The organism is Hymenobacter sublimis, from assembly GCF_023101345.1.
Taxonomy (GTDB): domain Bacteria; phylum Bacteroidota; class Bacteroidia; order Cytophagales; family Hymenobacteraceae; genus Hymenobacter; species Hymenobacter sublimis.
Window position 1 is genome coordinate 2,292,206 of sequence record NZ_CP095848.1, and the last position, 12,234, is coordinate 2,304,439.

At 61.1% G+C, this 12,234-nt stretch carries 11 protein-coding genes; 8 read left to right on the forward strand and 3 right to left on the reverse strand.

Annotation, left to right across the window (positions count from 1 at the left end; genetic code table 11):
* Positions 1-86 precede the first annotated feature (86 nt).
* The 7 genes from MWH26_RS09650 to MWH26_RS09680 all read left to right on the forward strand — a co-directional run bounded on the left by MWH26_RS09650 (position 87) and on the right by MWH26_RS09680 (position 8,830).
* Complete coding sequence (locus MWH26_RS09650) at positions 87-3,113, forward strand: PD-(D/E)XK nuclease family protein (RefSeq protein ID WP_247977042.1); 3,027 nt, start codon at positions 87-89, stop codon at positions 3,111-3,113.
* 228 nt (positions 3,114-3,341) lie between these two features.
* Positions 3,342-3,776: a nucleoside deaminase gene (locus tag MWH26_RS09655; RefSeq protein WP_244698598.1), complete on the forward strand. Its 435-nt coding sequence runs from the start codon at positions 3,342-3,344 to the stop codon at positions 3,774-3,776.
* An 11-nt stretch (positions 3,777-3,787) separates the two neighbouring features.
* Positions 3,788-4,081 (forward strand): hypothetical protein, encoded by a 294-nt coding sequence (locus MWH26_RS09660; RefSeq protein ID WP_244696401.1) that lies wholly within the window; start codon positions 3,788-3,790, stop codon positions 4,079-4,081.
* On the forward strand, positions 4,078-4,458 hold the full coding sequence (locus MWH26_RS09665) for a hypothetical protein (RefSeq protein ID WP_244696402.1): 381 nt from the start codon (positions 4,078-4,080) through the stop codon (positions 4,456-4,458). Before MWH26_RS09660 ends, MWH26_RS09665 begins: the two co-directional genes overlap by 4 nt.
* A gap of 102 nt (positions 4,459-4,560) precedes the next feature.
* A complete protein-coding gene (locus MWH26_RS09670; protein ID WP_244696403.1) occupies positions 4,561-5,385 on the forward strand; it encodes a mechanosensitive ion channel family protein in 825 nt (274 codons plus the stop codon).
* Positions 5,386-5,615: 230 nt separating this feature from the next.
* Positions 5,616-7,400 (forward strand): chloride channel protein, encoded by a 1,785-nt coding sequence (locus MWH26_RS09675; protein ID WP_247977043.1) that lies wholly within the window; start codon positions 5,616-5,618, stop codon positions 7,398-7,400.
* 179 nt (positions 7,401-7,579) lie between these two features.
* A complete protein-coding gene (locus tag MWH26_RS09680) occupies positions 7,580-8,830 on the forward strand; it encodes a BaiN/RdsA family NAD(P)/FAD-dependent oxidoreductase (protein WP_247977044.1) in 1,251 nt (416 codons plus the stop codon).
* 165 nt (positions 8,831-8,995) lie between these two features.
* Here the strand turns inward: MWH26_RS09680 and MWH26_RS09685 are convergent, their stop codons facing one another.
* Positions 8,996-9,256, reverse strand: a complete 261-nt coding sequence (locus MWH26_RS09685) for a hypothetical protein (RefSeq protein ID WP_244696407.1) — start codon at positions 9,254-9,256, stop codon at positions 8,996-8,998.
* A 212-nt stretch (positions 9,257-9,468) separates the two neighbouring features.
* On the opposite strand from MWH26_RS09685, the gene MWH26_RS09690 reads away from it, so the two are divergent.
* Positions 9,469-10,920 carry a DNA integrity scanning protein DisA nucleotide-binding domain protein gene (locus MWH26_RS09690; protein WP_244696408.1) on the forward strand — a complete coding sequence of 484 codons (1,452 nt, stop codon included), beginning with the start codon at positions 9,469-9,471 and terminating at the stop codon, positions 10,918-10,920.
* Between the two features lie 58 nt (positions 10,921-10,978).
* On the opposite strand, the gene MWH26_RS09695 is transcribed toward MWH26_RS09690, so the two are convergent.
* Complete coding sequence (locus tag MWH26_RS09695; protein WP_247977045.1) at positions 10,979-11,350, reverse strand: hypothetical protein; 372 nt, start codon at positions 11,348-11,350, stop codon at positions 10,979-10,981.
* A gap of 153 nt (positions 11,351-11,503) precedes the next feature.
* Positions 11,504-12,154, reverse strand: a complete 651-nt coding sequence (locus MWH26_RS09700; protein ID WP_247977046.1) for a response regulator transcription factor — start codon at positions 12,152-12,154, stop codon at positions 11,504-11,506.
* Positions 12,155-12,234: the final 80 nt, after the last annotated feature.

Sequence of the window (12,234 nt, forward strand, 5' to 3'; positions counted from 1 at the left end):
AACTAGCGAGAATGCCTTGCGAAGGTAGCATCTGGAATCACACAGAAAGCAGTTTCCACCCTCGCTAGCGTTATCTTTACTACCATATGGTTACTGCCTCCGCCCCTGCTTCCCTCGCCCCCGTCACGGCCCACCCCGATACCACGCCCTTTCTCACGCGCATGGCTCGGGAGTTGGTGGCGAAATATGGCCCCTCGGGCGACCTGTCGGATTTGGTGGTGGTGGTGCCCACCCGCCGGGCCGTGGTGTACCTGCAGAACGAGCTGAGCCTGGCCGCCGAGGCGGGGCAGGCCGTCTGGAGCCCGCGCATTGCGGCCATGGAGGACTACATGGTGGAGCTGGCCGGCGTGCAGGTTGAGGAGCCCATTGCCCTGCAGCTCTTGCTGTTCGAAATTCTGCGCGACATTGACCCCAAGTTGGACTTCGACCAGTTCGTGGGCTGGTCGGGGTTGCTGCTGCAGGACTTCTCTAGCCTCGACCAAAACCTGGCCTCGCCCAAAAAGGTGTTCGAATATCTGAGTCAGGCCAAGGCCCTGGAACGTTGGGAGCTGGGGGCCGAGCCAGCCGCGCAAAGCACCACGGCCGCTTATTTCCGCTTCTGGGACGATCTGGAAAAGGTGTACCGCCGCCTGCGCCGCCGCATGGAGCAGACCCATTTGGCCTACCCCGGCCTTTCCTACCGCCTGGCCGTGAACCGGGTGCAAGATCGGCTGGAAAAGGAGGAAACCCTGCCCCAGCACGTGTTCATTGGCCTGGGCTTGCTCTCGAAGGCCGAGGAAAAGTTAATTCGGTTGCTGCGCAAGGCCCGGCGGGCGGAAGTGTTTTTCGATGCCGATGCCTTTTACCTGGAACGCAACTCGCCCAACCGGGCCGGCCAGCACCTGCGCGAGTACCAGGAGCTGTTCGATTTGCCTTGGGAGAACTTCGGCGGCCCGGCCGAGCTACTGCGCGGACTGCCCCGGGAGGTACGCTTCGTGGGCGTGGCCAATGCCTCCATGCAGGGCAAGGTGGCGGGGCAATTACTGGCCGAGTCCCGGAGGCTGAACCCCACCGCCAAAGTAGCCGTGGTGCTGCCCGACGAAACCCTGCTGCTGCCGGTCCTGCACGGCCTACCCCTGGATGCCGTGCCGGAATATAACGTTACCATGGGCCTTAATTTCCAGAGCACGCCCCTGTTTAACCTAGTGGATTTGCTGTTTGAGGTGCACCTGACGGGCGTGCGGGAAGGCTCCCCGGAAACTGGCTACGGCATCCCGCGCTACCACCATCTGGCCGTGAGCAAACTGCTGCAGCACCCGTTTCTGCGCCGCTACCAGCACTGGCTCGATAAGCAAGAGGATGCCCGGTATCATGGCCTGCTCGACCAGGTGTGCCGGGCCATTGTAAAGCGCCACGCCGTGCTGCTGCCCGCCGAAGAACTGGTGGAGTTAGGCCGCGGCCACGAGCTGATTGAGGCCCTATTTGCTACCTGGAACAACTGCGACGATATTATTGCGGCCTGCTACACCCTCATCAACCTGCTCAAACAGGCGTATCAGGACCAGCATTCGGCCATTGAGGCGGAGTACCTCTACCTATTTTTCACCCTGGTGAAGCGCCTGGATTCGGTGTTCGACTGCCGGGAACAGCGGCTGTCGGTGCGCTCCTTCCGGCGGTTTTTGTACGAGCAGATGAAGGCCACGCGCCTGCCTTTCAGCGGCGAGCCCATTGCCGACGTGCAGGTAATGGGCTTGCTGGAAACCCGGGCCCTCGACTTCGACCACATCATCATTCTGAGCTGCAACGAGAATGTGCTGCCGGCCCCCAAGCGCCACAGTTCTTTGTTTCCCTACGACGTGCTGACCACGTTCCAGCTCCCTACCTACGCCGACCACGAAGCCGCCACGGCCCACCAGTTCTGGCGCCTCCTGCAGCGGGCCCGCCAAGTAGATCTGCTCCACATTCTGCCCGGGGCCGAGGGCACCCGCACCGGGGAGCGAAGCCGCTTTCTGCTCCAGATTGAAAACGACCTAGCCGTGCAAAACCCCGGCCTGGTCCTGCGCGACTTGACCGTCACGTCGGAGGCAGCGGCTAGCGACAGTTCAGGAAAATCCGTTGCTGCGTCAACGCAGGCTACCCGCCAACCGCCAATAGCTACCAGCTCCAAAGATGCGCCCGACCTAGTGCTGGAGAAAGATACCGGCATGCTGCTGGCCCTGCGCGACGTGCTAACCAAAGGCCTCTCGCCCACCGGCCTGAACCAGTATCTAAACTGTTCCCTGCAGTTTTACTTCCAACGGGTAGCCCATTTCCGCGAAAACGACGAGGTAGAAGAAGCCCTGGGTCCCGACGGGTTTGGTACGGTAGTGCACGAGGCGCTGGAGGAGTTGTTCGGTCCGTTTCAGCAGAACAAGCAACCCGTTACGGCTCAAGATATTACGGGTCTCGTGAAGCTGGCGCCCATCATGGTAGCCAAGGCGTTGCGCCGCGAGGAAGACGGCCGCCACGCCCGCGCCGACGAAGGCCTAAACCACGTGCTGGGGCAGGTAGCCAGCCAGCTAGTGCGCCGCTACCTGGAAAGCCTGCTCGAACAACCCGACGCCTTGCCGCTGCTCATCCAGAGCCAGGAAGAAGCCCTGCAAACCACCGTGTACGTGCCCCTGCCTACCGGCGAAAAACTGCCCGTGAGTTTGGTCGGTTTTGCTGACCGCGTAGACCAACTCCCCGACGGCCGCCTGCGGGTGGTTGACTACAAAACCGGCATGGTAGAGAAGTACCACCTGCAACTGCTCAAGCGCGGCGAAGGCCCCGCCGACGCTGTGCAGCGCCTGCTCACCGACGCCACGCCCGCCGCCGACAAGGTGCGTCAGCTCTGGCTTTACCGCTTCCTGCTGGCCCAGGGCGGCCGCCCCGCCGCCGATGCCGCCATCATTTCCCTGCGCAACCTCGGGGCCGGCCCCATGTCCGCGGATATGAGCTTTCTGACGGCTGATAACCAAGATTTCGTGCAGCACAGCGAGCAGCTCCTGAGCCAGCTCGTCAACCGCATCCTCGACCCCGAGGAGCCCATCCGCAAAACCGACGACCTGGAGAAGTGCCAGTACTGCCCCTACCGCGGCATCTGCGCCCGGTAACGACCCATTGTTGCGTACTAGGGCTAAAGTCTAGTTCCCCTCCTCCGCGGAGGAGGGGTTAGGGGTGGTTGATGATACCAGAACAATAACTGGCAACTCACCTTAGAAACTGTTCAACGAGTCAACCACTCCTAGCCCCTCCTTTCCAAGGAGGGGAACTAGCGCTAGTACGCAACTTGGGGCAATTACGCCCTACCTTGCGGCCTCATACCTATGATTATTCAACCCATGGACAAATTCATGCAGGCGGCCATCGAGGAGGCGCTTCAGGGCCGGAAAGAAGGCGGTATTCCCATTGGCTCGGTGCTGCGCCGGGGCGAGGAAATTGTGAGCCGCGGGCACAACAAGCGCGTGCAGGAGCTGGACCCCATTGCCCACGGCGAAATGGACGCCCTACGCAACGCCGGCCGCCAGCGCACCTACCGCGACACGGTCCTCTATACCACCCTGATGCCCTGCTACATGTGCGCCGGCACCATTGTGCAGTTCAAGATTCCGAAGGTAGTAGTGGGCGAGGCCCAGACCTTCGGCGAGTCCCAGGCGTTTCTGGAGTCGCACGGCGTGGAGGTGGAGATTCTGAACCTGCCCGAGTGCGTGCAGATGATGCAGGACTTTATCCGCGACGAGCCTACGCTCTGGAACGAGGATATCATGGAGCTGTAACTCGCTTTGGCATGACGACGGCCACCAAAAAATGCCCGCACTGCGGCCGCTGGACCGAGTGGCAGCAACAGCCCACCGACCAGTGCCAGCACTGCGGGCAGGCCTTGGAGCCCTACCGCGTGGCCAGTGACGAAGCGCGGCAGCGCCTGTCGGAGCAGCCGGTTTCCTCCCTGATGCTCATAGAAATAAAGCCGGAGGATGGCGCCCTAGTGCGGGGGCTGAAATACCTGATTCGGGGTGGGCAGCTAGCCTTTGCTGCCCTCATGGCCTTTATGATTTGGCTGGTAACGGCGCTGGCCGGATGAGGCTGCCCGCCGAACTGCGTCACCCCTTATTTGTGCTCGGGACGGGCCTGTACGTCTTTGCGTGCATTAACCGCTACTGGCCCTTCTGGCACCTGCCTGCCTTCGTCAACTCCCACCTGGCTGACTTGCTAGACTTGCCGCTGCAACTGACCATGGTGTTGTGGCTGATGCGCCGGTTTTACTTTCGCCGCCCAAGCTTTGTGCTGCCCCTTTCCTGGATTGTGGCCAGTTGGGTGGTGGTTGCGGTGTGGTTTGAGGTAGTCATGCCTCGGTTTAACCGGAACATGGTGGCCGATCCGCTCGATGTGGTGGCCTACACCCTGGGCGGACTGGTGTTCTGGCGCTGGATGAACCGCCCCGACACCACGCCGGCCTAACCTCAGCTCTACTTCTGCTCGTATAATAACTTCCTAGCCCCGACGGCCTTTTGGTCGCGGGGCTTCTGTTTTAGCCCGCAGGGCGTAGCTTTTCTTACCCATATGATTCAGGATCTTCACCGCGTTTTGTCGGCCTACTGGCAGCAGTTTTTGTTTCTACTGCCCAAACTGCTGATAGCCATTGTGCTGCTGGTAGCGGCCGTGTCCATTGCCAACCGGGTCAGTACCTTGCTCGGTGGGCGCCTGCGCCGCCGCTCCCACGACCCGCTGCTGCCCAACTTCCTGGCCCAGCTCAGCAAGTGGGCCATGGTGCTGCTGGGCCTGATGATAGCCCTGAACATTCTCGGGTTCACGGGGGTAGTCGGGAGCCTGATTGGGGCGGCGGGCGTGTCGGCGTTTATTGTGGGCTTTGCCTTCAAGGACATTGCCGAGAACTTCCTGGCCGGCGTCATCCTAGCCTTCAACCGTCCTTTTCATATCAACGACACCGTTCAAATTAAGGACCTGATTGGGCACGTGGAGGGCCTGAACCTGCGCACTACCCTTATGCGCACCTTCGATGGCAAGCACATTTTCCTGCCCAACTCCATGGTGCTCAAGGAGCCGCTGATCAACTACACCCGCGACGGTAACCTGCGCCAGGATTTTCTGGTGAGCGTGGAGCTGGGCCCCGATGTCACGCCCGATGTGGCCATCAACTTGATTCTGCAGTACCTGCGCACCATCTCCGACATTCAGCAGGCCCCGCGGGAGCCCTACATCAACCTAGAAAAGGCGACCCCCACTACCGCCGACCTGCGCGTGTACTTCTGGGCCGACTCCGAGGATTACCGCCGCGGGGTGTTGCAGCTCAAAAGCCGCATCATGCAGGAAGTCAAGCAAGAGCTGCTCGGGGCTGGGCTGGGCGTGCCTGGGCTAGGGCAGTAAGTGGCGAGATAGTGAGATGGTGAAATGGTGAGTGGGCTTAAAAAACACCTGTCATCCTGAGCCTTGCGAAGGACCTTATCACACCCGAACGAGAATCGTCACAACGAATCCTTCTAATGCGAGAAGGTCTTCGCTACGCTCAGGATGACGGGCCTTTTAACTTACTCACTCACTACTCACCATTTCACTATCTCACTACTCACTAACTCACAATTTCACCATCTTTGCCTATGCCTAAAAGCACCGTCCATCGGCTGTTACGCCCTTTGCTGTTATGGCGCCTGCGCCACATCAGCGACCGGGTGTACCTGATTCTGGTCAGCATGGTGGTGGGGTTGCTAGCAGGCATGGCGGCGGTAGTGCTCAAAACCCTGGTTCACGACTCCCAAAAGGTGCTGAATGCCTGGGTGCCGGCGCAGTATCAGGTATTTTCCAGCTCCCTCTACCCCATTATTGGCATTGCCCTCACGGTGCTGTTTACCCGGTATTTCCTCGATGGCAACCTGGGGCGAGGCATTGGGCCCATCATTTATAACATTGCCCGGCAGGGTAGTGTGGTGCCCCGCAGTAAGCTGTATTCCCAACTCGTATCGTCGTTTCTGACGGTCACGTTTGGGGGCTCGGCGGGGTTGGAGGCACCTATTTCCGTGACGGGCTCGGCCATTGGCTCCAACACCTCCCGGGTGCTGCGTATTGGTCGGCGGGAGCGGCGCCTGCTCACGGGGTGCGGGGCCGCCGCGGGGGTAGCGGCCATCTTTAACTCCCCCATTGCCGGGGTGTTGTTCGCCGTTGAAGTGATCCTCTCGGAGCTGTCGGCGGCGTATTTCGTACCCTTGCTTATTTCTTCAGCCACGGCCACGGTGGTTTCCAAAGCCCTGTACGCGGGTCAGCCCTTCGTGCTCATTACCACCTCCTGGCCCGTGGATGCGGTGCCCCTCTACCTGATGCTGGCCGTGTTTACGGCCCTGCTGTCGGTATACATGATTCGGGTGTATTTCTGGGCCGATAAGTACTTCGAGCAGCTGCCGGGCACGTTCCGCAAGGTAGTGCTGGGCGGGCTGGCGTTGGGCGGACTGGTGTTTCTGTTTCCGCCCCTGTACGGTGAGGGCTACAACATTGTGCAGCTGCTGCTGGGCGGGCACTCCGACCAACTGGTGGACGGCTCCCTGTTCGATGTTTTTCACGACCAAAGTGTGTGGCTGGTGCTGCTGGTAGCGGCCGGCAGTATGCTGCTGAAAGTGGTGGCGACCAGCATTACTATTGGCTCCGGGGGCAACGGGGGCATGTTCGGTTCCTCGCTGTTTGCGGGGGCGCTGTGCGGCTTCGTGTTTGCACGCCTGATTAATATGAGCGGCCTCTACCCTATTTCCGAAGTGCACTTTATTGTGCTGGGCATGGCCGGCACGCTGGCCGGCGTGGTGCACGCGCCCCTGACTGGTATCTTCCTTATTGCCGAAATTACGGGCGGCTACGCCTTGTTCGTGCCCCTGATGGTGGTGACGTCCGGTTCCTACCTCATTACCCGCTACTTTGAGCCCTACTCAGTGTACACGCGCAAGCTGGTGCAGAAGGGCGTGTACGTGAACCAGGACCGGGACCGGGGCCTGCTGGCCCAGCTCGACGTGGCCTCCCAGGTGCAAACCGATTTCCTGCCCGTGCACCCCGAGGACACCCTGGGCGAGCTGGTGCAGACCTTCCGCCACGCCACGCGCAACCTGTTTCCGGTCGTCGATTCCGCGGGGCATTTGCACGGCATCATCAGCCTGGATACGGTGCGCGACGCCCTCTTCGACGATGAGCACTACAATACAACCCGCGTCCGGGACCTGATGAGCGACCCGCCCGCCATCGTCCGCCCCGATGATACCTTGCTGGACACGTTGCGGTGCATGGAGCAGCTAGGGGCCTGGGCCCTGCCCGTCCTCAGCCCCGAAGACCGGTACATGGGTTTTCTGCTGAAGTCTACCATCCTGGCCAATTACCGCCGCCAGCTCATCAAGGAAAGCGAGAACTAACCCGCCAGCGGCGTACCGGCACTGCCCGGCAACCCAGAACTGCATACCGATGCTTTAGTCGTTTCGATAAACCGATAGTTTGGTGTAGAGCGGTAGGGCGCGGGCCAAACCAGTCCGGCCGCACCGCTGGAGTTTTGGGTAGCAACCGCCTACTGCAAGTTGCGCTCTACCTTTGCCGCATGGCTAGTACTTCTGATTCCGGGGCGACGTGGGTGGCAGTGGTTGGTGGGGGCCCGGCCGGGCTGCTGGCCGCCCAGCACCTGGCCGAAGCCGGCCACCGCGTAACGGTGTACGAGGCTCAGGCTACCATGGGGCGCAAGTTTCTAGTGGCCGGCCACGGCGGCTTCAACCTCACCAACGGAGAGCCGGCCGCCCCCTTTGCGGCCCGCTACGCCGCTCGTCAGCCCGAATTTGCACGTTACTTTCAGCACTTTTCCGCCGCGGAGCTGCGCGCTTGGGCCCACAGCCTGGGCATTGGCACCTTTGTGGGCACCAGTGGCCGGGTGTTTCCGCTGGAAGAGCACAAGCCCGCCCACCTGCTGCGCGCCTGGCTGGAGCATCTGCGCACGCTCGGCGTCGAGCTGAAAACCCGTCACCGCTGGTTGGGCTTTGCCGCACAAACGGGGCTGCGAGTGCTCGATGAGGCCGCAGCCCAGGAAACGGTAGTGTACCCCGCTGCTACCCTGCTGGCCCTGGGCGGAGCCAGCTGGACCAAAACCGGCTCCGACGGCCGCTGGACCGCCGCTTTCGAGGAAATTGGGGTGCAAACCGTGCCCTTCGAACCCAGCAACTGCGGGGCGGAGGTAGCATGGTCGGCTTTTTTCCGGGAGAAGGTGGGCCGGCAACCGCTCAAGAACATTGCCCTGCGCTGCGCCGATCACACGGTACGCGGGGAGCTCATGCTCACGGAGTACGGCCTGGAAGGCACGCCGGTATACGCCCTCACGCCGGCCCTGCGGGCGGCGCTGGCAGCAGACGGACAGGCTACCCTTCAGCTTAACCTCAAGCCCGAGCTGCCCACAGCCCAGCTCCTGAGCAAGTTAGCGGGCCGGCGACCGGGCAAGTCCCTGGCGTCTTTCCTGGCCGATGCCCTGAAGCTCAAGCCCCCCATCCCAACTTTGCTCCGGGAGGTAGGCCCGCCAGAACTGCCTGTTGCACCCTCCGAACTGGCCCGGCTGCTCACCAGCCTCCCCATCCCCGTCAGCGGCTTGCGCCCCCTGGATGAGGCCATTAGTACCGCGGGCGGCGTGGCGTGGCCCGAAGTAGATGAGCACCTGATGCTGCGTCGCCGGCCCGGCACCTTCGTGGCCGGCGAAATGCTGGATTGGGAAGCGCCTACGGGTGGCTATCTGCTGCAGGGTTGCTTTAGCACCGGGGCCTGGGCAGCCCGCGGCCTGGCCCAGTGGCTAGGTGCCCCGGTGAGTTTATAAAATTGTGGTATGCAAGGAAGCCGGACGATGCCAGCCGGCCTGGCCAGATGATACCCCCGAAAACGTAACAAGCCCTTCCCTCCAGCGCGGAGAGAAGGGCTTATGTTTTGTTTGTTACGTGTGGCTTGGGCGGGCAGCTAGATCTGCTACGCTGCTTCCGCCGCTTTATCGTTCTTCCCGCTGCACCCGCTCGGCCTCTTCGGCTTCGGCCAGAATGGCTTTGGCCTCGGTGAGCAGGCGCTGGCCGTGGTCGAGCTGCTGGCGCAGGATTAGGGCAAACAGGATGAAGTAGGAGACAATGGGTAGAAAGACCCCCAGGGCAAACCACAGCCAGAACGACCGGCCATAGCTATAGGCGCAGTAGCCGGTAGTGAGCGGCAGCAGCGACATGGCGAAAATACCGCCTATCAGTAGATCTACGAACATAGCACAGCGGAGCGAAGGCGTGGAACTTCTGGAAGATACACCGCTTTCCGCTGGCTGACAAGTCCGGCTGATACTGCGGGCAGTAAGGCAACCACCGGCGGGGCCAGAAAGTTGTGAAAATGTGCCGGTATTTGGCCAGTGAGTCCATCCTTCGTCGGAATTTCTCGTACTTCCACCTTTGCGCTTTCTTTCGCCCACTCCTCGCCCTCCCTATGTGGGAAAACCAAAGTCTGTTCCGCGTTTCGGCCCAGCTCTCGGCCGATGGTATCTTTAATCTGCTCGACCGTAGTCTTAAGCCAGAAGTATTTCTGTTAGGAATTGCCTCGGCGCGCGAAACCTCTGAGCCGGAGGCTATTGTAGTGGAGCCTTCCTCGCACCGCTACCGCCCCCACGACTTTGCCGCCATCAAGGCCCGGGCTGCTGCCCTGGAGCCCGATGGCCCCCGGGAGGTAGTGTACCACCTGCACCCCCTGGACCACGACCGGTTTGAAAAGCACCGCTGGTACGAGCTGTTGCGGCGAGCCACGGAACACTCCCTCAACGACTTAGTAGGCCTGCGGGAGGAAGACCGGGTAAACTTCTGCTCCTTACCGGTGAGCGTGGGCGGCTACCTTGTGATTGTGGTGCTCCAGCTTTCGGCGGAGGTATACACCAGCTACTACGCCTTACCCGGCCCGGCGGGCCCTACCCGGCCGGCCTCGCTGCTGGCCGCTACCGTGCTGGAGTTTCTGCAGGATGCCTCCCGGGCCCTGCGCGAGTCAGACACGGACGACGACCGGCCCGTGCTCGACCGGGACTATAACGAAGTGCTGCGCGCGGCCGGTCGCCGGTTTATGCTGCGGGCCGCGGCCGGCTCACACGGCCTCTATGATGCCTGCAACGGTATTGCGGCCCTGCGCCACGAAGGCGACGAAGGCGTGGGCACCATGCTGATTTCCCGGCGTAACCACCCTTCCGTAGTACCCATCATGACCCTGGAGTCGCCGATACCGCTGCGCGACTACCGCCGGGTGCGCAAGCTACTGGAACTGAGCGAGGACCGCAACGCCCTGCTCACCGATGCCTCCGACGTGTTCGGGCTGGGCTACCTAGTGGAGCCCACCGACCCGCAGTATGAGCCCTTGTTCACGGTGCACTTTACCAAGCACTACAGCTGGGAGCTTAGCCACGACGAGCACGTGATGATGAAAGTTGTGTCGAACACGCCCCGCCTACCCCAGGGCACAGTTGATGAAATCAACTTTGGGGTAGCCCTGCGGCGCGTGTTTCCCGGGGTTGATGCGGCCGGCGCGGCCTACCTCTGGGAGCTGACTCTCAGGGCAACCGCCCAGGCCAATGGCACCATTCTGGTGATTTCGGAGGGAGCAGCCCAGGAAGCGGCCCGCCTCACGCGGCAGTGCTTTCGAGTGTCGCCCCGCCTGATGACGCCTTCGGTTTTGCGCCTAGTCACTAACATCGACGGGGCCGTGCTCATTGATCCGGCGGGCACCTGCTACGCCATTGGCGTCATTCTGGACGGGCTAGCCACGGAAAAGGGCGACTCTTCCCGCGGCTCGCGCTACAACTCGGCGCTCCGCTACGTGGAAAGCAGCCGCTACCCCGTGCTGGTTGTTGTCGTTAGTGAGGACGGCTGGATTGACTTGCTACCCCCCATGCGCCGCTGATTGGCAGACAGTTAGCGGCTAAAGCTAGTAGGTATGGGAGGTGCTACCGAGCTAAAAGCTATGCTACCTTCTCCAGCAAATTGCTGGGGCACAGGCAGGGGCTGCTCGCCACCAGGTGCAGCAGCAAGTGCAGGCCACTCTCCCTGAGCTGGGCCACCACCGCCGACGATAAGTCGCACCAATGCAGGGTAATGCCCGCCTGCCACGCTAGGCGGTCAGCCCGCAACAGGGCCCGTTGGGCCTGGCAGGTTAGCGGCCCCAGCTGCTGGCAGTCAATCCAGATGTGCTTGGCGCCGGCGGCCGGCAAGGCTTGCACCACGGCGTGCTCCAGCCGAACAGCATCGGTAACGCTAACAATCTGCCCGCGCAGGTGTAGGCCTACGCATCCTTTACTGGATACATTATAAATGAGAAACTGGTCGGAGGCCATTAACTGGAAAGAGAGAGGAGTGCGGCTTTTCAAAACTAGATTTTCCGCTTCCTCCCCCTCTCCGCCCAAATACTCTATTTTTCTACGGTTTATGCTGATTCTATCCTCCGTATTTTTCGCAGTGCCACTACGCTTTACGCCCCTACCGGGTGACTATAACAACCCCTGAGTTACGGCAAATTTGATGAGAGCCGCCGTGTTGCGCACTTGCGTTTTATCGATGATGTTCTGGCGGTGCGTTTCAATGGTGCGCTTGCTGGTAAACAGCTTTTCCGCTATTTCACTGGTAGTAAAGCCCTCTCCGATTAGTCGGAGCACTTCCGTTTCCCGCCGCGACAAGGTACAGGTAGCCTTTTTCTCGCCCTCCACAGGAGCTTTCTCTCCCCGGCTACACAGCTTGTGCAGCAACTCAATTCCTAGCTCCGTGCACAAAAACTGTCGCCCCTCCGCCACCGTGCGAATGGCAAAGTGCATTTCCGCCTTCCCAACATTTTTGAGTACGTACCCCATGGCGCCGGCTTCCAGCATGCGGTTAATGTACTCTTCGTGGCTCAGCATGGACAACATGAGCACGTGCACCTGGGGGTAGTCGTTGCGCAGTCGTTGCAGGGTTTCGTACCCGTCCATGTCGGGCATGTTGATATCGAGCAGCACCACATCTACTGCCACAGTAGGAAGCAGGGCCAGGAGCTGGCGGCCGTTGCTGGCCTCTGCTACCACCTGCAGGTCATCCTCGCCCGACAGTAATGCCCGAATTCCGTCCCGGATAATGGCATGGTCATCTGCCAGTGCAATGCGGATCATTTTAGTGGTATCGTAGGTGTCAGTAGGGGTAGGTAAGTTGGCGCGCGGAACTTGGCCCGAAGTTCTGTCAATATAAAGGA